The organism is Amycolatopsis sp. NPDC004747, from assembly GCF_053601335.1.
Genome location: NZ_JBSGBQ010000053.1, coordinates 24,101 through 43,982 on the forward strand (window position 1 = coordinate 24,101; position 19,882 = coordinate 43,982).

Consider the following 19,882-nt stretch of genomic DNA (forward strand, 5'->3'; position numbering starts at 1 on the left):
GGTCATGAGTGCCAGCGCGAAGCCCCGGCTTGCTGGCCGGCAACCCTCCTACCGCGGTGGGGTGCCCCGGGTGAAGACCGGGCCGGTCGCGCCGTGCGACGGGCAAGCGCGGGCCCCTCGCCGGGGTCCCCCGGATCGCCGAGGAGGCACCCCGATGACTCTCGCCATCGACCGCACCCAGCTCGAAGCAACCCGGGCCGTTCCCACCGTCGCGGGGGCGTCGCTGCGGGTTCCGCTGGTGACCGGCGGGGACATCGGCTACGCCAACCTCGACCACGCCGCGAGCGCCCCCTGCCTCGACGCCGTCCGCGCGAAGGTCGACGAGTTCCTGCCCTGGTACGCCAGCGTCCACCGCGGCGCCGGCTTCGCCTCGCAGGTCTCCACCAAGCTCTACGAACGCACCCGCGACGTCCTGCGCCGCTTCGTCGACGCGCGGCGGACCGACACCGTCGTCTTCACCCGCAACACCACCGACTCCTTCAACCTGCTCGCCCGCAGCCTGCCGCGGCACACCACGGTGATCGTGTTCGACACCGAGCACCACGCCGCGCTCCTGCCGTGGCAAGGCCCGAACGTCCGGCGGCTGCCGACCCCGCGCACCCGCCTCGCCGCGGTGTCCGCTGTGGACGAAGCGCTCGCCGGCGCCCCGCAGGGACCGCGGCTGGTCGTCGTCACCGGGGCGTCCAATGTGACCGGTGAGCTGCTGCCGGTCGCCGAAATCGCCGCGGTGGCGCGGAAACACGGTGCCCGCGTCGCCCTCGACGCCGCCCAGCTGGCCCCGCACCGGCGGATCTCGATCAAGGAACTGGACGTCGACTACGTCGCCCTCTCCGGCCACAAGCTCTACGCCCCCTTCGGCGCGGGCGCGCTGATCGGCCGCGCCGACTGGCTGCGCGCGGCCCGCCCATACCTGGCCGGCGGCGGCGCGACCAAGCTCGTCACCGAAGACGCCGTCGTCTGGAACACCGGGCCGGAGCGCCACGAAGCCGGTTCGCCCAACACGGTCGGCGTGTACGCGCTCGGCGTCGCGTGCGAAACCCTGAGCGCGAGCTGGGACGCCGTCGTGGCGCACGAGCAGGCGCTGCTCGCCCGGCTGCGCAAGGGCCTCGAGAGCATCCCGGGCTGCGCCGAGCTGCGGCTGTTCGACGCGCCGGTCGACCGGGTCGGCACGGTCAGCTTCGTCGTCGACGGCTTCGACCCCGGCTGGCTGGCCGCGGTGCTGTCCGCCGAGTACGGCATCGGCGTCCGCGACGGCGCCTTCTGCGCCCACATCGCGGCCCGGCGGCTGATCGGCGTCACGGGCGGCGAGGGGCAGCAGGCGGTCCGCGTCAGCCTCGGCCTCGGCAGCACCGAGGAACACGTCGACCGCGTGCTCCTGGCGCTGCGGCAGATCGTCGCCCGCGGCGCACGCTGGGAGTACGCGAAGGTGGACGGCCGCTGGGCGCCGGTCGGCGACCCGCGGGAGCTGCCGCCGTTCTGCTGAGCGCTAGCCTGGACCGATGGGGAGAGGGCCGCGTTTCTGGTTTCCGCTGGCACTGCTGGGGTTCGCCGAGATCGGCCTGGCCGTGGCGCACCTGCTGGCGCGCCGCAGCGGGGCCGAAGACCAATCCGCGAACCTGCTGCTCCGGCCCGTGGTCCCGGCCGGTGCGACCTGGTACAGCCAGGCCGAGTTCCGGCCACTGGACGAGTTCTTCGAGCTCGGGCGGGGGCTGCCGGTGGGGCCCGCCTGGCTGGTCGCACTCGGTGTCGTGGTCCTCGGCACGGCGGTCTGGTACGCGCTCGCCCGGCGGCCCGGCCGGCTGGGGTGGTTCGTCCTCGGCACGGCCGGCGCGCTGCTCGCCGTCCGCTGCTCGACCTGGTCGGGTCGTGGCAGTTCCGGATCGACGACAACCTGCGCGGCCCGCTGCTGGCCACGCTGGGCCTGCTCGTGCTCGCCGCGTACGAGCGCAGCCGGTTCGTCCTGCTCACCACGGTCGCCTTCGCCCTGGTCGCGGTGGTGCTCTCGGCGGACATGGCCGGCATGCTGGTCTCGGCGATGATCCTGCTCGCCGCCGCCTTCACCGCGGTGCTGCGGTCGCACCCCCGGACCCCCTGACCCGATGGGGAGTCCGCGAAGGGCCTGGTTCCCGTTGGCCGCGCTGGGGTTCGCGCTGCTCGTGCTGGTGGCCGTCGAGCTGGTCCCGGCCCGCGAACCCCAGGGCTACCAGCTGACGCAGGGCCTGCACGGCCTCGGCACCGGCGAGGTCGGCGGCACGGCGTACGCGACCGCGGTCTCGTTCGATGCGGTGCCGTCGGCGAGGCTCGGCTGGCTCGCCGGCCTCGCCTGCGTGGTGCTCGCCGTGGCCGCCTGGTACTGGCGGCAGCTGCGGCCGGCGCGGCCCGGCCGGTTTCTCCTCGCCACGCTGGGCGCGTTGGCCGCCGTGCCGCTGCTCGACCTGGTCGGCTTCCTCCAGCTCCGGCTCGGCGGCGACCTGCGCGGCGTGCTGCTGGCGACACTCGGCCTCCTGCTGCTGGCCGGCTACGAGCGCAGCTGGTTCCTGGCGGCCGTCGCCGGGGTGTTCACGCTGGTCGCGACCGTGTTCCTGCCCCCGGTCCCCGGCGCGCTCGCCGCCGCGGGCGTGCTCTTCGCGGCCGCCTTCGCCGTGCTCCTGCGGCCGCGGCCGGACGGGCCCGCCACCGGCTGACCAGCGCCGTGGACAATGGACCGGTGAGCACCGAGCCCAGCCACTCCGAACCCGAAACCGCCGTGCCCGCCGACGCGGGGCCCGAACCGGCCGCGGACGCGCCCGAGAACCCGGAGGTCCCGGCGAAGCCGCTGCTGCCGAAGCGGCGGGTCGGCTGGGTCTTCGCGGTCGCCGTCGTGTTCTGGGCGATCGACCTGGTGACGAAGAACCTGGTCGTCGCCAACCTGGAGGGCAAGGAGCCGGTCAAGGTCCTCGGCGGGCTGATCTACCTGCAGGTGATCCGCAACCCCGGTGCCGCCTTCTCGATGGCCACCGGCATGACGTGGGTGCTCGCCCTCGTCGCGCTCGCCGTGGTCATCGCCATCATCTGGCTGTCGCGGCGGCTGCGCTCGATCGGCTGGGCGATCGGCCTCGGCCTGGTGCTGGCCGGCGCCACCGGCAACCTCACCGACCGCATCTTCCGCGCGCCCGGCGGGCTGCAGGGCCACGTCGTCGACTTCATCTCGGCGTTCGCCCCGAACGGCAAGGGCTTCGCGATCTTCAACATCGCCGACTCCGCGATCTGCGTCGGCGGCGCCCTGATCGTGCTGCTGTCGCTGCTGGGCAAGGACTACGACGGCACGTCGACCAAGGACAAGAAGCTCGAAAAGGCCCAGGAGCAGGCAGCTCAGGAGCAGGCAGCCCAGGAGCAGGCACAGGAGGAGCAGGCGTGAGTTCGCGGATGCTCCCGGTGCCCGACGGGCTCGACGGGATGCGGGTCGACGCCGGCCTCGCCAAGCTGCTCGGGCTGTCCCGCACGGTCGTCGCCGAGCTCGCCGAGTCCGGGGACGTGCTGCTCGACGGCCGTCCCGCGGGCAAGTCCGACCGCCTCTCCGGCGGCGGCCTGCTGGAGATCACCCTGCCGGAGCCGTCGAACCCGGTCGAGGTCGTCGCGCAGCCGGTCGAAGGCATGCAGATCCTGCACGACGACGACGACATCGTGGTGATCTCGAAGCCGGTCGGCGTCGCGGTGCACCCGAGCCCGGGCTGGACCGGCCCGACCGTCGTCGGCGGCCTCGCCGCGGCCGGCCTGCGGATCGCCACCTCGGGTGCGGCCGAGCGCCAGGGCGTGGTCCACCGGCTCGACGCGGGCACCACCGGCGTGATGGTGGTGGCCAAGAGCGAGCACGCGTACACCGTGCTCAAGCGCGCCTTCAAGGAGCGCACGGTCGACAAGGGCTACCACGCGATCGTCCAGGGCCACCCGGACCCGATGCGCGGCACGATCGACGCCCCCATCGACCGCCACCCGCGTCACGACTACAAGTTCGCGGTGGTCCAGGGCGGGCGCCCGAGCGTGACGCACTACGAAGTCGTCGAGGCGTTCCGGGCGGCGTCGCTGGCGCACATCAAGCTGGAAACCGGGCGCACGCACCAGATCCGCGTCCACTTCTCGGCGCTGCGGCACCCCTGCGTCGGCGACCTGACCTACGGCGCCGACCCGGTGCTGGCCCGCCACCTCGGCCTGAGCCGGCAGTGGCTGCACGCGAAGACGCTGGCGTTCGCCCACCCCGCGGACGGCCGCTGGGTGGAGTTCGAGTCGGAGTACCCGGACGACCTCGCGAAGGCCCTCGAGATCCTGCGCGAGGAAAGCTACCAGTGAGGCTTGTTCTGCCGTCGCCCGCCGCAGGACCTCTCGAGCGGCCGCCGGCTTCCGCGTGGGCCGCGGCGGGCTGACCGGAACCAGCCTCAGTCCTCGATCGACCAGGTCAGCGTGCGCTCGTCCGGCTCCGGCCGCGGGCTCCAGCGGACCGAGACCACGCGGGTGGCCTCCGGCAGCACGTACACCGTGTGGCCGCCCAGCGTTTCGCCCGGTTTGACGCCGATCTTGTGCGGCGGCCGGGAGGTCAGCGACACCGGGGCCTTGCCGATCGCCTGGCCGTCGGCGGCGAGCAGCTCGAGGTAGTTGTCCGGCAGCGAGGCGAACGGGATCGCCCCGCGGTTGGTGATCTCGGTGTGCACCACCACCGCGCGTTCGCCGTCCTCCAGGCGGTAGCCGGCCGCGCTGAACAGGTAGTCGGCCGGGTCCTGGACCTCCAGGAGCTGCACCGACAGCTGCTCGCCCTCCAGGCCCTGGGTCTCCATGACCTCGCCGAGCCTGCCCCGCTTGCCCGCGGCGGGCCCGCTCGGGCGCGCGGGTTCGTCGCCGCGGGCCCACGACGCCGTCTGCGGCACGCCCCACGTGCTCACGGCCGGGTCGAGCGGCACCGGCGGCGGGGTGAACGGCCGCGGCGGCTGCGGCGGCCGGGGCGGCGGGCCCGGGTAGCGCCCGGACGGCGTGCCCTGGACGTTGTGCGGCCCGGACGGCGTGCCTTGGACGTTGTAGGGCCCCGAAGGCGCGCCCTGGACCGTGTAGGGCCCGGACGGGGCACCCTGGACGGTGTACGGCCCCGAGGGCGTGCCCTGGACCGGCGGGGGCATCGGCGGGCCGGGCTGCGGCGGCTGCTGCGGCACGGGCTGCGAAGGCGGCGGGAACGGCGGCTGGGCCGGCCGGTTCGCCCACGACGGCGGGGCGCCGGCGATGGCCGCGCGCAGGCCGTTCGGGTCGCTTTCGACGCCGACGAGCAGGGGCAGCCCGCTGCCGGAGAGGGCGACCAGCCGGTAGGCGACCTCGCGGGGATCCATGCCGACCTTGGCCGCCAGCTCGTGCACCGCCGCCTTGCCGAGGTCGGCGAGCGCGGCGAGCAGGCGGGCATCCACGGGATCGGTCACGGCCACCCGGGGAACGCTACCGCCTGGCCGATCCGCGGCGCCGCAGGCCGTCCGCCCCGGGCGAACGGCCCGGCGTTTCTGTCGGTGATCTCCGTTAGGGTCGGCCGTGAAGCACATCAGCCGAAGCTGGGGGTCCTGCCATGACCGCGGTCACCGAACTCGCCGACGAGTTCGTCGAAGCGCTGTTCGCCGCCGATCCGCTGACGCCCGCGCTGCTGGGCGTCCGCCCGGCGGAGCCCGGCCTCGCGGACCTGTCGGCCGAGGCCGAGCAGGCCTTCCGCGCCCGGCTCGTGGCGTTCCTCGAGCGGGCCCGCGCGCTGGCGGCCGAGGACGCCGAGGACCGGGTCACCCGCGAGGTGCTGATCACCACGGCCGAGAACCGCCTCGCCGCGATCGACAGCCGGCTGGCCGAGTTCACCGTCACCGACCTGTCCATCGGGCCCGCGGCGGGCCTGCTGATGGCCCTGCCGATGACGACGGTGACGGCGGGCGAGGCCGCGGAGGCGCAGCTCGGCCGGCTGGCCGCGATCCCGCAGTACCTGCGCCAGGCCGCGCGGCGGCACGCACAGGGGATCGCCGACGGCCTGGTCCCGGTGGCCCACCTGGTCGACGCCGCGGTCGCGCACCTCGACCGCTACCTCGCCGAACCGGACACCGACCCGCTGCGCCGCCAGCCGGCGCCGGACGAGGAGTTCGGGCGGCGGCGGGAGGAGCTGCTCGCCGACGTCGTCCGCCCCGCCTTCGCCGAGTACCGCGAGTTCCTGATCGCCGAGGTCAAGCCGCACGGACGGCCCGCGGACCGGCCCGGCGTGTCGTGGCTGCCGGGCGGCGCGGAGACCTACGCCCGGCTGGCGCGGATGCACACCACCACCGAGCTCACCCCGGAGGAGCTGCACCGGATCGGCCTCGACACCATCGATGCGCTCGCCGCCGAGTACCGCGAGCTGGGGCTGAAGGCGTTCGGCACCGACGACCTGGCCGCGATCTTCGAGCGCCTGCGCACCGACCCGGCACTGCGCTGGCGCAGTGCGGACGAGCTGCTGGAGACCGCCCGCACGGCCGTCGCCCGTGCCGCCGCGGAAGCCCCGAACTGGTTCGGCCGGATCCCGGAGCAGCAGTGCACGGTCGAGGCCGTGCCGGCCGAGGTCGCGCCCGGCGCGCCCGCGGCGTACTACTTGCGCGGGGCCGCCGACGGCTCCCGGCCGGGCATCTACTTCGCCAACACCCACGAGGCCACCGAGCGGCTGCGGCACATGGCCGAGTCGGTCGCGTTCCACGAAGCCGTGCCGGGGCACCACTTCCAGCTCAGCATCGCCCAGGGCCTCGCCGAGCTGCCGCAGCTGCGCCGCATCGGCATGTTCAACGCGTACGTCGAAGGCTGGGGGCTCTACAGCGAGCGCCTGGCCGACGAAATGGGGCTCTACTCCGACGAAATCGCCCGGCTCGGCATGCTGGCCGGCGATTCGGTGCGGGCGGGCCGGCTGGTCGTCGACACCGGGCTGCACGCGCTGGGCTGGAGCCGGCAGCAGGCCGTCGACTACCTCGCCGAGCACACGCCGATGGCCCGCCTGGAGATCGAGTCCGAGGTCGACCGCTACATCGCCTGGCCGGGCCAGGCGCTCGGGTACATGGTGGGGCGGCGGGAGATCCAGCGCGCCCGGGCCCGCGCCGAGCAGCGGCTCGGCTCGCGGTTCGACGTCCGCGCGTTCCACGACGTCGTGCTGGCCGGCGGCCAGCTGCCGCTTTCGGTGCTGGCCTCCGTCGTCGAAGACTGGGTGGCCGGGCACGGCGACACGGTCGACGGCCTGGCGAGCGAGCTCGTCGAGCTGTCGTTCGAGCAGGAGCCGCTGAACCCGTCGGTGCTGGGCCTGCCGGGCGACCACGACCGGCTCGCGGACCAGACGAGGGCCGGGCAGGAGCGCTATCGCGAGGCGTACACGGCCCTCGCGGCTCGCGCGCGGGCGCTGGCCACCGAAGGCCTGACACCGGAGGAAGCCGTCACCCGCGAGGTCGTGATCGCGTCCGCCGAGGTGGAGGCCGATCGGCTCGCGGCGCGGTCCGCCGATCTCGCGGTCAGCGACGGGCTCACTGCACCGGCTCTCGGGCTGCTGATGTACCTGCCGTACTACAAGCTGGACGACGAGAGGAAGGCGCGCGGCTACCTCACCCGGCTCGCCGCGATCGAGCCGTTCCTCGCCGACCTCACCGAGCGGCAGCGCGAAAGCCTGGCCGAAGGCCTGGTGCCGCCGGCTTACCTGGCGCGCGTCGGCATCGACTACATCGACCGCTACCTGGCGGCGGCGGAGACCGATCCGCTGAAGGTCGGCACGACCGCGGTCGTCGAGGGCTTCGAAACCGAGCGGGACAGGCTGCTCGCCGAGGTCGTCCGCCCGGCGTACGCGCGGTACCGGGACTTCCTGCGCACCGAGGTCGAGCCGGCCGGGCGGCCCGACACCGCCCCGGGCATCTCCCACGTGCCGGGCGGGGCCGAGCGGTACGCCGCGCTGATCCGCGCGGAGACGACCACCGAGCGCACGGCGCAGGAGCTGCACGAGACCGGGCTGGCGCTGATCGAGAAGCTCGGTGCGGAGTACCGCGAGCTGGGCGCGAAGGTGTTCGGCACCACCGAGCTCGCCGAGATCTTCGAGCGCCTGCGCACCGATCCGGCGTTGCGCTGGCGGGACGGCGAGGAGCTGCTGGCGGGTGCCCGGGACGCCATCGCCCGCGCCGAAGCCGTCGCGCCCCGCTGGTTCTCGCGCGTCCCGGCGGAGAAGTGCGAGGTCGCGCCGGTGCCGGAGGCCGACGCGGCGAGCGGCACGATCGCGTACTACCTCCAGCCGTCGCTCGACGGCACGCGCCCGGGCACGTACTACGCGAACACCCACGACGCGGAGAAGCGGCCGCGGTTCACCAGCGAGGCCATCGCGTTCCACGAAGCCGTGCCGGGGCACCACTTCCAGCTCAGCCTGGCCCAGGAACTGCGCGACCTGCCGCTGCTGAGGCGGATCGGCATGTTCAACGCCTACGCCGAGGGCTGGGGCCTCTACGCCGAGCGGCTCGCGGACGAGATGGGGCTGTACTCCGACGACGTCTCGCGGCTCGGCATGCTCACGCAGGACTCGATGCGGGCCGGCCGGCTGGTCGTCGACACCGGGCTGCACGCGCTGGGCTGGAGCCGGCAGCAGGCCGTCGACTACCTGGTCGAAAACACGCCGATGGCGCGGCTGGAGATCGAGGCCGAGATCGACCGGTACATCGGCTGGCCGGCGCAGGCGCTGGGGTACATGGTGGGCCGCCTGGAGATCCAGCGGCTGCGCGCCGAGGCCGAGCGGGCGCTGGGCGAGCGGTTCGACATCCGCGGGTTCCACGAAGTGGTGCTGGGCCACGGCATGCTGCCGCTGTCCGCGCTGGCGAAGGTCGTCACGGACTGGGTGGCCGAGCGGCGCGACACGCCCGGACGGCTGGCCGACGAGCTGCTCGCGCTGGACTTCGAACGGCAGCCGCTGTACCCGTCGCTGTACGGCCTGCCCGGCGATCACGCCCGGCTGCCCGACCCGGGTGTGGAGGCCGAAGCCCGGCTTCGCGCGAAGTACGTCGAGATCGCCGCGCGGGCCGAAGCCCTCGACACCACCGGGCTGCCCGCCGCCGAGCGGGTCACCCGGGAAGTCGTGCTCTCCCAGGCGAAGTCCGTCGTCGACGAGATCGACTCCGGCCGCGACGACGTCTCGGTCAGCGACGGGCTCGCCGCGCCCGCGCTGAAGCTGCTGCTCTACCTGCCGCAGACGCTGCTGGACGACGAGCCGAAGGTCCGTGGCTACCTGAGCCGGCTCGCGGGCGTGGGCGGCTACCTCGACGCCCTGATCGACCGGCAGCGCGCCGCGGCGGCCGAAGGGCGGGTGCCGCCGGGCTTCCTGGTGCGCGTCGGCGTCGAGTACGTCGACCGGTACCTCGGCGCGCCCGAGAGCGACCCGCTGCGGGTGACACCGTCGTACGCGCTCGAGGGGTTCGAGGCCGAACGCGACCGCTTGCTCGCCGAGGTCGTCCGGCCCGCGTACGGGCGCTATCGCGCCTTCCTGGCCGACGAGCTCGCGCCGGTGGCCCGGCCCGAGACGTCGCCCGGGATCGGGGCCCTGCCGGGTGGTCAGGAGCGGTACGCCGCGCTGATCCGCGTCGAGACGACCACCGAGCGCACGGCCCAGGAGCTGCACGAGACCGGGCTGGCGCTGATCGAAAAGCTCGCCGGTGAGTACCGCGAGCTGGGCGGGAAGCTGTTCGGCACCACCGACCTCGGGGAGATCTTCGACCGGATCCGGACCGACCCGGCGCTGCGCTGGCGGGACGGCGAGGAGCTGCTGGCCGGGGCCCGGGCCGCCATCACCCGCGCGGAAGCCGTGGCCGGGCAGTGGTTCACGCGGGTGCCGCAGCAGCAGTGCCGGGTGGCACCGGTGCCGGAAGCCGACGCGGCGAGCGGCACGATCGCGTACTACCTGCGGCCGTCGCTCGACGGCACGCGCCCGGGGACCTACTACGCGAACACCTACGAAGCCGAGAAGCGGCCGCGGTTCGCCAGTGAGGCGATCGCGTTCCACGAAGCCGTGCCGGGGCACCACTTCCAGCTGTGCCTGGCCCAGGACCTCACCGAGCTGCCGCTGCTGCGCCGGATCCTGCACGTCAACGCCTACAGCGAGGGCTGGGGGCTCTACGCCGAGCGGCTGGCCGACGAGATGGGGCTGTACTCCGACGACGTGGCGCGGCTGGGCATGCTGACCCAGGATTCGATGCGGGCGTGCCGGCTGGTCGTCGACACCGGGCTGCACGCGCTGGGCTGGAGCCGGCAGCAGGCCGTCGACTACCTGGTCGAAAACACGCCGATGGCGCGGCTGGAGATCGAGGCGGAGATCGACCGGTACACCGCCGACGCGGCCCAGGCGCTGGGGTACATGGTGGGGCGGCTGGAGATCGAGCGCTTGCGCGCCGAAGCCGAGCAGGCGCTGGGCGAGGCGTTCGACATCCGCGAGTTCCACGACGTCGTCCTGGGCAGCGGCACCCTGCCGCTGCCGGTGCTGTCCGGCGTGGTCGCCGAGTGGGTGGCGCAGCGCCGCGACACGCCCGGGAAGCTCGCGGACGAGTGCCTGGAGCTGATGTTCGAGGCGCAGCCGCTGTACCCGTCGGTGTACGGCCTGCCGGGCACGCACGACAAGCTCGCCGACCAGACCGCCGAAGCCGCCGCCCGGTTCCGCGCCGGGCTCGCCGGCGTCGTCGCGCGCGCCGAGGCGATCGACGCGGCGGCGCTGACGCCGGCCGAACGCGTCACCCGGGACGTCGTGCTCTGGCAGGCCCGCACCCAGATCGACCTGCTCGACTCCGGCCGGGCCGACGTCGCGGTGAGCGACGGGCTGGACGCGCCGGCCCTCCGGCTGCTCACGGAGCTGCCGCAGACGATCCTCGACGACGACGGCAAGGCGCGGGGCTACCTGAGCAGGCTCGCCGCCGTCGGCACCTACCTGGACCAGGTGATCGAGCGGCAGCGGGCCGCGCTCGCCGAGGGGCTCGTGCCGCCGGGGTTCCTGGCGCGCAAGGGTGTCGAACACGTCGAGCGGTACCTCGCCGACCCGGACAACGACCCGCTGAAGGTGCCGGTCCGCGGTCTCGAAGCCGAACGCGACCGGCTGCTGGCCGAAGTGGTGCGGCCGGCCTACCGGCGGTACCGGGACTTCCTGGCCGAGGAGGTCGTCCCGGTGGCCCGGCCCGAGACGTCGCCGGGGATCGGCGACCTGCCGGGCGGGCCGGAGCGCTACGCGGCGCTGATCCGGGCCGAGACGACGACCGAGCGCACGCCGGAGGAGCTGCACGAGACCGGCCTGGCGATCATCGACCGGCTGGCGGGGGAGTACCGCGAACTGGGCGCCGAGCTGTTCGGCACGACCGAGCTCGCGGAGATCTTCGAGCGGATCCGCACGGACCCGGCCCTGCGCTGGCGGGACGGCGACGAGCTGCTGGAATCGGCCCGCGCGGCGATCGCGCGGGCGGAAGCCGAGGCACCCCGGTGGTTCTCGCGCGTGCCGGAGCAGCGGTGCCAGGTCGCGCCGGTGCCCGCCGCGGAGGCCGCGGGCGGCTCGATCGCCTACTACATCGAGCCCTCCCTCGACGGTGCCCGGCCGGGCACGTACTACGCGAACACGAGCGAGGCGGACCAGCGGCAGCGGACGCTGAGCGAGTCCGTCGCCTTCCACGAAGCGGTGCCGGGGCACCACTTCCAGCTGACGCTCGCCCAGCAGCTGACGGACGTGCCGCTGCTGCGCCGGATCGGCATGTTCAACGCCTTCGCCGAGGGCTGGGGCCTCTACGCCGAGCGCCTCGCGGACGAGATGGGGCTGTACTCGGACGGCACGGCGCGGCTCGGCCTCCTGACGCAGGATTCGATGCGCGCGGCCCGGCTGGTGGTCGACACGGGCCTGCACGCGCTGGGCTGGAGCCGGCAGCAGGCCGTCGACTACATGGTCGAGCACACGCCGATGGCGCGGATCGAGATCGAGGCGGAGGTCGACCGGTACGCGGGTCTCCCGGGGCAGGCGCTCAGCTACATGGTGGGCCGCCTGGAGATCGAGCGGCTGCGCGCCGAAGCCGAGCGGGCGCTGGGCGGGGCGTTCGACATCCGCGGGTTCCACGACACGGTGCTGGGCAGCGGAACCCTGCCCCTGCCGGTCCTGGCCGACGTGGTGGCCGATTGGGTGGCGGCGCGGGCCGCCCGGAACGAGGAGTGACCGTGACCTGGCTCGAGCTCGCCGACGACACGCCGTTCGGCCTGGACAACCTGCCGTACGGCGTGTTCTCCGTCGGCGGGGCGCCCGAACGGCGGATCGGGGTGCCCGTCGGCGATCAGGTGCTCGACCTGACCGTCGCGGCGGCCGAGACGGCAGCCGCGTTCGCGCCGCTGCTCACCGCCGGGGTGCTCAACCCGCTGCTCGCCGCCGGGCCCGCCACCTGGCGCGAAGTCCGCGAGAGCGTCACGGAATGGCTGACCGAACCCCGCTACGCCGATCAGCTGCGGTCACACCTGGTGCCGCCGGCCGAAGTCACCACGCACCTGGCGTTCGAGGTCGCCGACTACGTCGACTTCTACTCCAGCGAGCACCACGCCCTCAACGCGGGCAAGATCTTCCGCCCGGACGCGACCGAGCTCCCGCCCAACTGGAAGCACCTGCCGATCGGCTACCACGGCCGGGCGGGCACCGTCGTCGCGTCCGGCACGCCGATCGTCCGGCCGCACGGGCAGCGCAAGCCGCGCAACGCCGACACCCCGTCGTTCGGCCCGTCGCAGCGGCTGGACATCGAGGCGGAGGTCGGGTTCGTCGTCGGCACTCCGTCCACTGTGGGCAGCCGGGTGGCCACAGCGGACTTCGCGGACCACGTGTTCGGCGTCTGCCTGGTCAACGACTGGTCGGCGCGCGACATCCAGGCCTGGGAGTACCAGCCGCTGGGCCCGTTCCTCGGCAAGTCGTTCGCGACGTCGGTGTCGCCGTGGATCGTCCCGCTGGCGGCGCTGGAGCACGCGCGCGTCGACGGCCCGCGGCAGGACCCGGAGCCGTTCGAGTACCTCCGGACCACCGAGCCGTGGGGGCTGGACCTGGCCATGGAGATCCGCCTCAACGGCCACCTGGTGTCGAGCCCGCCGTTCGCGACGCAGTACTGGACGGCGCCGCAGCAGCTGGCGCACATGACCGTCAACGGCGCGAGCCTGCGCACCGGCGACCTCTACGCCTCGGGCACGGTGACCGGCCCGGAGCCCGGCCAGCGCGGCTCGTTCCTGGAGCTGTCATGGGGCGGCCAGGAGCCCCTGGAGCTGCCCGGCGGCGTCACGAGGACGTTCCTCGAAGACGGCGACGAGGTGGTGATCAGCGCGACCGCACCCGGCCCGGACGGCACGCGCATCGGCTTCGGTGACGTGCGGGGGACGGTGGTCGCGGGCGGATAGTGGCGGTACCCACACCGGACGGGGCCGGGCAGCGCGCATAATGACCAGCGACTAAGCGCTCGCTCACCGCGGAAGGACGCCCATGAAGATCGGGACCGGGATCAGCTACTCCGGAGGCTTCGCCGAAAGCGTCGCCGACGTCGTCGAACTGGAAAAAGCCGGTCTCGACGTCGTCTTCGTGCCGGAGGCGTACTCGTTCGACGCGGTCAGCCAGCTCGGCTACCTGGCCGCGAAGACCGAGCGCGTCCAGCTGGCGTCCGGCATCTTCCAGATCTACACCCGCACGCCGACGCTGACCGCGATGACCGCGGCCGGCCTCGACTTCGTCTCCGACGGGCGGTTCATCCTCGGGCTCGGGGCGTCCGGCCCGCAGGTCATCGAGGGCTTCCACGGCGTGAAGTACGACGCGCCGCTGGGCCGCACGCGCGAGATCGTCGACGTCTGCCGCCAGGTGTGGCGGCGCGAGCGCGTCGTGCACGAGGGCAAGCACTACACGATCCCGCTGCCGCCGGAGCAGGGCACCGGGCTCGGCAAGCCGCTCAAGCTGATCAACCACCCGGTGCGGGAGCGGATCCCGGTGCTGCTGGCCTCGATCGGCCCGAAGAACGTCGCGCTGACGGCCGAGATCGCCGAAGGCTGGCAGCCGATCTTCTTCCACCCGGAGAAGGCCGCCGACGTCTGGGGCGCGTCCCTGGCCGAGGGCAAGGCCAAGCGCGACGCGGCGCTGGGCGAGCTGGACACGTTCGTGACGGTGGCCCTGGCCATCGGCGACGACGTGGAGCCCTTGCTCGACCACGTCCGGCCGGTGCTGGCCCTGTACATCGGCGGCATGGGCGCGCGGGGCAAGAACTTCTACAACGACCTGGCCTGCCGCTACGGCTACGAGGCCGAGGCGAAGCTGATCCAGGACCTGTACCTGGACGGCAAGAAGGAGGAGGCGGCCGCGGCGGTCCCGCTGGAGCTGCTGCGGGCGATTTCCCTGGTCGGCCCGGCGGGCTACGTGAAGGAGCGCGTGGCGGCCTTCGCCGAGGCGGGCGCGACAACGCTGGTGGTCAACCCGCTGCAGCCCGGCCGCGAGGCGCGCGTGGCGGCGGTCTCCCAGCTGCGCGAACTGATCGGCTGAGCAGGGCCTGCGCGGGGTCACCTCGGGGAACGTCCTCGAGGTGGCTTCCGCGCGGGGGAGCGGGCACCCGCAGCCTGCCGGCCCGGTGACCGCCCGCGCGCTCGCTAAGCCGGTGTCGCGTAGACCGCGACCCGCGGGCCGCCGAGGCTCGCGTCGTCGTACATCCCGTCGCTCGTGATCAAGCGCAGCTGGGGCCCCTCGCCCTCCGGTGCCAGCAGGGTGCTGTCCGGCTCGCCCGCCGCGAACACCGCCGTCCGCCGGACCGTGAACCGGGACTCCTGGCCCCTCGCGTCGCGGACCGTGATCGTCGCTCCCGGCGTGAGGCGGCCCAACCGGGCGAACGCCCCCGCCGTGTACCCGAAACCCGCGTGCGCGGACACCACCGCCACCCCGGGGGCTCCCGGCACCGGACCGTCGGCGAACCAGCCCACGCCGAGAGGCGTCCCCGGCTGTTCGCGGCGGCCGCCGACGTGGCCGAGCGCGACCACGTGGTCGAACTTCAGGTCCAGCGCCGGGATCAGCAACGCCACCGGTGGGGCGCCGGACGGCCGGTCCGCCGCCGGGGCGGCCGCGGGGGCCGGGGCGAGCACCGAAGTCATGGCGAGCAGGACGCAGCCGAGGCCGGCCACGACCGCGAGCACGACGACGGCCGGCCGCACGAGCTCGGTTCTCCGCTCGGGCCGTTGCATCTCTTTCCCCTGCTCCACGCCGGTTCCGATGTCCGATTAATCGCCGTACCGGCGCTGGCGTTACCGAATCGTGTCCGAAGGTACCGTGGTTCACTCGATCGGGTTATCTCACTGTGACCTTCGCGTCAGGAACTCACGTCCGGAGGGCCCCATTCGGGGAAATTCCCGGCAGCGCGACGTGACATCGGACATCATTGCTGGTTTCGAAGCGTCGAACTGGGGATATTCACCAGGCGGAAGGCAGGTGCGCCGAGCTGTGCGAAAAAGAGAAAAGCCCGCGGTGGGCGTGCTGGACGTGGGGTCGTTCAGCGCCCGGCTCGTGGTGGTGCCGGTGGACGGCTCACCCCGCGAACCGCTGGTCAACCACCAGACGCGGCTGCGCCTGGACCGCGAGCTCGACGTCCGTGGCCGCCTCTCCGACCGCGGCATCGACGCCGTCACCGCCGCCGTCGCGGCGGGCATGACCACGGCGTACCGCCACGGCGTCAGCAACGTCTACCCGCTCGCGACCTCCTCGATCCGGGACGCGGCCAACGCGGCGGACGTCGTCCGGCACGTGGCCGGCGAGACCGGGGTCGAGCTGCGGTTCCTCTCCGGTCGCCGCGAAGCCGAGCTGACCTACCTGGCCGCGCGCCGCTGGTACGGCGCCGAACCGGGGCCGATGCTCGTGCTCGACATCGGCGGCGGGACGGTCGAGCTGGCCGCCGGGTCCGGTGCGAAGGCGACTTTCGCGCGTTCGCTGCCGCTCGGGGCCCGCTCGATGACACGGGACTGGCTGCCGACAGAGCGCGTGTCGAACAAGCAGGTCAAGGCGCTGCGAACGCACGCGCTCGACGTCGTGAGCGCCACCCTGTCCGGTGCCGACGTCGACGATCCGCGGGTCGTCGGCTGCTCGAAGGTGCTGCAGCAGCTCGCGCGGCTGGCCGGTGCGCGCCCCGGGAAGTGCAAGGAACTGCGGCTCGACGACCTGCGTGCGTGGATCCCGCGGCTCGCCGCGCTGCCGCCGTCGAGGCGGGCCGAGCTGCCCGGCATCTCCCGCAGCCGCGCCCACCAGGCCCTGGCCGGCGCGATCGTCGCGGAAGCGCTGCTGACGGTCGCGGGCGGCAAGGTGACGATCTGCCCCTGGTCGACCCGCGACGGCCTGCTGCTCACCCTGCAGGACAAGGCGCGGGCGGCGGGGAAGCGCGCGGCCTGATCGGGCTGGCCGTTCCCGGGAAAACCGGGTATTCCGGAAGGCATGAGCGAGCAGCAGCGCCTCCACAGCCGTGACGACGAAGACGAAGAGCTCCCGAAGCTCCCGACCCCCAGCGGGCTGACGCACGACGTGCCGACCGCCCCGGACCCGGACGTGAGCCCGGGCGGGACCGAGGAGGTCCCGGCCCCACCCGGGCGGGACGCCGCTAGCGACCTTCCTCGGTGATCGGGTTGCTCGGCTCGGCGTACTGACGCACCGCTTCCGAGTCGCGCCGCATCGGTGCGCGGCCCGGGGGCTGCTTCGGGGTCGGGCCCGCGTCGATCTTCGGGATGGCGTACCGCTGCGGCTCGGCCGTGACGGTGATGCGCTCGCCGTGGTGCAGCACCTCGAGGGGCTCGCCGGCCACCACGTGGTACGTCGCCTGGTCGGGGTCGATCTCGACCTGGAACCGGGTGCCGCGGAACATCAGGCGGAAGGTGATCCGCCCCAGCTGCGGCGGCAGCCGCGGCGCGAAGGCGAGCGTCCCGCCGTGGTCGCGCAGGCCGCCGAACCCGGCCACGGCGCCCTGCCACGCCCCGGCCAGCGAGGCCATGTGCAGGCCGTTGCGCACGTTGTTGTGGACGTCGTGCAGGTCGGTCAGCGCGGCTTCGGCGAGGTAGTCGTAGGCCAGCTCCAGGTGCCCCACCTCGGCCGCGATGACCGCCTGCGTCCCCGCCGACAGCGAAGAATCGCGCACGGTCCGCGCCTCGTAGTAGGCGAAGTTGCGGGCCTTCTCCTCCTGGCTGAACGAATCGCCGCACAGGTGCAGCGCCAGCACCAGGTCCGCCTGCTTCACCACCTGCTTGCGGTAGAGGTCGAAGTACGGGTAGTGCAGCAGCAGCGGGTAGTGCGCCTGGTCGGTGTCCTCGTAGTCCCATTCGTCGTGGTCGAGGAACCCCTCCGACTGCGGGTGCACGCCGAGTTCCGCGTCGTAGGGCAGGAACATCGCCGCCGCGGCCGCGCGCCAGGAGTCCAGCTCGACGGTGTCGACGCCGAAGCGGGCCGCCACGTCCGGGTGCCGTTCGCACGACTCCGCCGCCGCCTGCAGGTTCCGCCGCGCCATCAGGTTCGTGTAGACGTTGTTGTCGGCCACCGCCGAGTACTCGTCCGGCCCGGTGACGCCGTCGATGCGGAACGTGCCGTGCCGGTCGTGGTGGCCCAGCGAAGCCCACAGCCGCGCGGTTTCCAGCAGCAGCTCGGTGCCGTAGTCGCGTTCGAACTCCTCGTCCCCGGTCGCGTTGAGGTAGCGCAGGACGGCGTCGGCGATGTCCGCGCTGACGTGGAACGCCGCCGTGCCCGCCGGCCAGTACGCCGAGCACTCGGCGCCGTTGATCGACCGCCACGGGAACGCCGCGCCGCGCAACCCCAGCTGGTGCGCGCGTTCCCGCGCTTTGTCCATTGTGGAGTGCCGCCAGCGCAGCGCGTCGCGCGCGGCGTCCGGGATCGTGTAGGTGAGCACCGGCAGGACGAAGGATTCGGTGTCCCAGAAGGCGTGCCCGTCGTAGCCGGGTCCGGTCAGCCCCTTGCCGGCGATCGCGCGGCTCTCGCCGCGGGCTCCGGCCTGGAGGATGTGGAAGAGGGCGAACCGGACGGCTTGCTGCAGCTCGGGGTCGCCCTCGATCTCGATGTCCGACGTCCGCCAGTAGTCGTCGAGGAATTCGCGCTGCTCGGTGAGCAGGCCCTTCCAGCCGGTCTGGCGGGCGCCGGCCAGCGCGGCTTCGACCTGCGAGCGCAGCGCCGGCACCGAGCGCTGTGCGGACCAGCCGTAGGCGAGGAACTTGGTGATCCGCAGCCGCCCGCCCTTCGGCACGTCGACCGCGACGGTCAGCCGCGCGAGGTCCTCCTCGGCGTGGATGCGGGCCCGGATCCCGTCGTCCACCTCGATCTTGTGGTCCATCGCCGCGGCCATCCGCAGCCCCGACCGGCGGGTCTGGTGCACCAGCACGGCGTTGTAGTCCGACGCGCGGTGGAACTCGCCGACCAGCGGCGACTCCAGTGCGGCGGCCACCCGCGGGTCGCTGGTGTCGGACTCGATCGGCTCGTTGGCGAGCAGGTCGGACTGGACGACCAGCTGCAGGTCCTCGTCGAGCGGCTCGACCTCGTACCGGATCGCGGCGATCGCGCGCTGGGTGAACGACACGAGCCGTTCGGTGCGCACGCGGACCCGCCGCCCGGTCGGCGACGACCACTCGGTGGTCCGGCACAGGGTGCCCTTGCGGAAGTCGAGCACCCGGTCGTGCGCGGTGGCCGCGCCGTAGCGCATGTCGAGCGGCTCGTCCTCGACGAGCAGCCGGATGATCTTGCCGTCGGTCACGTTGACGACGGTCTGGCCCTCTTCCGGGTAGCCGTAGCCGGCCTCGGCGTAGGGGAGTTCGTGCTGCTCGTAGAAGCCGTTGAGGTACGTGCCGGGCAGCCCGCGCGGTTCGGCCTCCTCGAGGGTGCCGCGCAGGCCGATGTGGCCGTTGGACACCGCGAACGCCGATTCGGTGCGCTGCAGGGCGTCGACGTCCATGCCGCGCCACCGCAGGGCCCACGGCGAGCATTCGTAGCCGCGGGGTTCTTCTTCGATCATCAATCCTCCAGCAGGTCGGCGAGGTCGTCGACGACGATGTCGGCCCCGTGGGCCCGCAGCGCGTCCGCCTGGTCGGCGCGGTTCACGCCCACGACGTACCCGAAGCCGCCCGCCTTGCCGGCCTGCACGCCGGACTGGGCGTCCTCGAAGACGGCCGCGTGCGCGGGTTCGACGCCGAGCGCCGCCGCGCCGGCCAGGAACGAATCCGGCGCCGGCTTGCCCTTCAGGTGCTGTTCGCGGATCACGATGCCGTCGATGCGCGCCTCGACGTACTTGCTCAGGCCAGCGCCGTCGAGCACCTTGGCGCCGTTGGCCGACGACGTCACGACGGCGATCCGCAGCCCGGCGGCCTTGGCCGCTTCGAGGTAGCGCACCGAGCCCGGGTACGGGTTGACGCCGCGCTCGTCGATGATCTTGAGGACCAGCTCGTTCTTGCGGTTGCCCACGCCGTTGACGGTCGGGGCGTCCACCGGGTCGTCCGGTTCGCCCTCGGGCAGCGTGATCCCCCGTGACCGCAGGAACTCCCGGACGCCGTCGGCGCGGGGGCGGCCGTCCACAAAGGCCGCGTAGTCGTGGTCGGTGAACTCCGCGAACCCGGCGCCGTCGCGGGCGCGGAGGAATTCGTCGAATGTCCGCTTCCAGGCCTCGCGGTGGAGGACCGCCGTGCCGGTCAGTACTCCGTCGAGGTCGAACAGGCAGGCGGTGATGGTCTCGGGCAATCCCGTCATGCCCGCACGCTACCGGTCTTCGGTCCCGCCCGCGGGTTGTTCGGGGGTCCGGGTGGCGGAGCCCCCGGCCCGGGGCGGAGCCCCGGTTGTTTCAGCGGGTTGTTCGGGGGTCCGGGTGGCGGAGCC

General features: G+C 73.4%; 14 protein-coding genes and 1 riboswitch. Of the genes, 10 read left to right on the plus strand and 4 right to left on the minus strand.

From position 1 onward, the window contains the following. Positions 1-115, plus strand: a riboswitch (SAM riboswitch). A gap of 39 nt (positions 116-154) precedes the next feature. From ACWEGE_RS44715 to ACWEGE_RS44735, 5 genes are all read left to right on the plus strand, one after another. Continuing rightward, positions 155-1,483, plus strand: a complete 1,329-nt coding sequence (locus tag ACWEGE_RS44715) for an aminotransferase class V-fold PLP-dependent enzyme (RefSeq protein WP_449666594.1) — start codon at positions 155-157, stop codon at positions 1,481-1,483. Positions 1,484-1,804: 321 nt separating this feature from the next. Then, positions 1,805-2,095: a hypothetical protein gene (locus ACWEGE_RS44720; protein ID WP_449666595.1), complete on the plus strand. Its 291-nt coding sequence runs from the start codon at positions 1,805-1,807 to the stop codon at positions 2,093-2,095. Positions 2,096-2,099: 4 nt separating this feature from the next. After that, the gene (locus ACWEGE_RS44725) at positions 2,100-2,684 is read left to right on the plus strand and encodes a hypothetical protein (protein ID WP_449666596.1); all 585 of its coding nucleotides are present in this window, start codon (positions 2,100-2,102) and stop codon (positions 2,682-2,684) included. Positions 2,685-2,707: 23 nt separating this feature from the next. Continuing rightward, complete coding sequence (gene lspA, locus ACWEGE_RS44730) at positions 2,708-3,397, plus strand: signal peptidase II (RefSeq protein WP_449666597.1); 690 nt, start codon at positions 2,708-2,710, stop codon at positions 3,395-3,397. Next, positions 3,394-4,326 (plus strand): RluA family pseudouridine synthase, encoded by a 933-nt coding sequence (locus ACWEGE_RS44735; RefSeq protein WP_449666598.1) that lies wholly within the window; start codon positions 3,394-3,396, stop codon positions 4,324-4,326. The genes lspA and ACWEGE_RS44735 overlap by 4 nt, the downstream gene beginning before the upstream one ends. A gap of 86 nt (positions 4,327-4,412) precedes the next feature. Here the strand turns inward: ACWEGE_RS44735 and ACWEGE_RS44740 are convergent, their stop codons facing one another. Next, positions 4,413-5,441: an AsnC family protein gene (locus ACWEGE_RS44740; RefSeq protein ID WP_449666599.1), complete on the minus strand. Its 1,029-nt coding sequence runs from the start codon at positions 5,439-5,441 to the stop codon at positions 4,413-4,415. Between the two features lie 134 nt (positions 5,442-5,575). Between ACWEGE_RS44740 and ACWEGE_RS44745 the strand changes: the two genes are divergently transcribed. The 3 genes from ACWEGE_RS44745 to ACWEGE_RS44755 all read left to right on the plus strand — a co-directional run bounded on the left by ACWEGE_RS44745 (position 5,576) and on the right by ACWEGE_RS44755 (position 14,533). Then, positions 5,576-12,199, plus strand: coding sequence for a DUF885 domain-containing protein (locus tag ACWEGE_RS44745; protein WP_449666600.1), 6,624 nt, complete (start codon positions 5,576-5,578; stop codon positions 12,197-12,199). Continuing rightward, positions 12,196-13,410 carry a fumarylacetoacetase gene (gene fahA / locus ACWEGE_RS44750; RefSeq protein WP_449666601.1) on the plus strand — a complete coding sequence of 405 codons (1,215 nt, stop codon included), beginning with the start codon at positions 12,196-12,198 and terminating at the stop codon, positions 13,408-13,410. The genes ACWEGE_RS44745 and fahA overlap by 4 nt, the downstream gene beginning before the upstream one ends. An 82-nt stretch (positions 13,411-13,492) precedes the next feature. Then, positions 13,493-14,533, plus strand: coding sequence for an LLM class F420-dependent oxidoreductase (locus tag ACWEGE_RS44755; protein WP_449666602.1), 1,041 nt, complete (start codon positions 13,493-13,495; stop codon positions 14,531-14,533). Between the two features lie 104 nt (positions 14,534-14,637). On the opposite strand, the gene ACWEGE_RS44760 is transcribed toward ACWEGE_RS44755, so the two are convergent. Then, positions 14,638-15,222, minus strand: coding sequence for a class F sortase (locus ACWEGE_RS44760; protein ID WP_449666603.1), 585 nt, complete (start codon positions 15,220-15,222; stop codon positions 14,638-14,640). A 256-nt stretch (positions 15,223-15,478) separates the two neighbouring features. Between ACWEGE_RS44760 and ACWEGE_RS44765 the strand changes: the two genes are divergently transcribed. Continuing rightward, complete coding sequence (locus ACWEGE_RS44765; protein ID WP_449666604.1) at positions 15,479-16,417, plus strand: Ppx/GppA phosphatase family protein; 939 nt, start codon at positions 15,479-15,481, stop codon at positions 16,415-16,417. A 42-nt stretch (positions 16,418-16,459) separates the two neighbouring features. Beyond that, a complete protein-coding gene (locus ACWEGE_RS44770; RefSeq protein WP_449666605.1) occupies positions 16,460-16,642 on the plus strand; it encodes a hypothetical protein in 183 nt (60 codons plus the stop codon). On the opposite strand, the gene ACWEGE_RS44775 is transcribed toward ACWEGE_RS44770, so the two are convergent. Continuing rightward, positions 16,623-19,028, minus strand: a complete 2,406-nt coding sequence (locus tag ACWEGE_RS44775) for a glycoside hydrolase family 65 protein (protein WP_449666606.1) — start codon at positions 19,026-19,028, stop codon at positions 16,623-16,625. The two genes, ACWEGE_RS44770 and ACWEGE_RS44775, sit on opposite strands and share 20 nt — an antisense overlap. Continuing rightward, the gene (locus ACWEGE_RS44780) at positions 19,028-19,756 is read right to left on the minus strand and encodes an HAD family hydrolase (RefSeq protein WP_449666607.1); all 729 of its coding nucleotides are present in this window, start codon (positions 19,754-19,756) and stop codon (positions 19,028-19,030) included. Before ACWEGE_RS44780 ends, ACWEGE_RS44775 begins: the two co-directional genes overlap by 1 nt. Positions 19,757-19,882 lie beyond the last annotated feature (126 nt).

Bases quoted from the DNA above. Each gene is read 5' to 3' on its own strand.
- ACWEGE_RS44770 (WP_449666605.1), top strand. From the start codon at position 16,460: ATGAGCGAGCAGCAGCGCCTCCACAGCCGTGACGACGAAGACGAAGAG.
- ACWEGE_RS44725 (WP_449666596.1), top strand. From the start codon at position 2,100: ATGGGGAGTCCGCGAAGGGCCTGGTTCCCGTTGGCCGCGCTGGGGTTC.
- ACWEGE_RS44715 (WP_449666594.1), top strand. From the start codon at position 155: ATGACTCTCGCCATCGACCGCACCCAGCTCGAAGCAACCCGGGCCGTT.
- ACWEGE_RS44780 (WP_449666607.1), bottom strand. From the start codon at position 19,756: ATGACGGGATTGCCCGAGACCATCACCGCCTGCCTGTTCGACCTCGAC.
- ACWEGE_RS44755 (WP_449666602.1), top strand. From the start codon at position 13,493: ATGAAGATCGGGACCGGGATCAGCTACTCCGGAGGCTTCGCCGAAAGC.
- ACWEGE_RS44760 (WP_449666603.1), bottom strand. From the start codon at position 15,222: ATGCAACGGCCCGAGCGGAGAACCGAGCTCGTGCGGCCGGCCGTCGTC.
- ACWEGE_RS44745 (WP_449666600.1), top strand. From the start codon at position 5,576: ATGACCGCGGTCACCGAACTCGCCGACGAGTTCGTCGAAGCGCTGTTC.
- ACWEGE_RS44775 (WP_449666606.1), bottom strand. From the start codon at position 19,028: ATGATCGAAGAAGAACCCCGCGGCTACGAATGCTCGCCGTGGGCCCTG.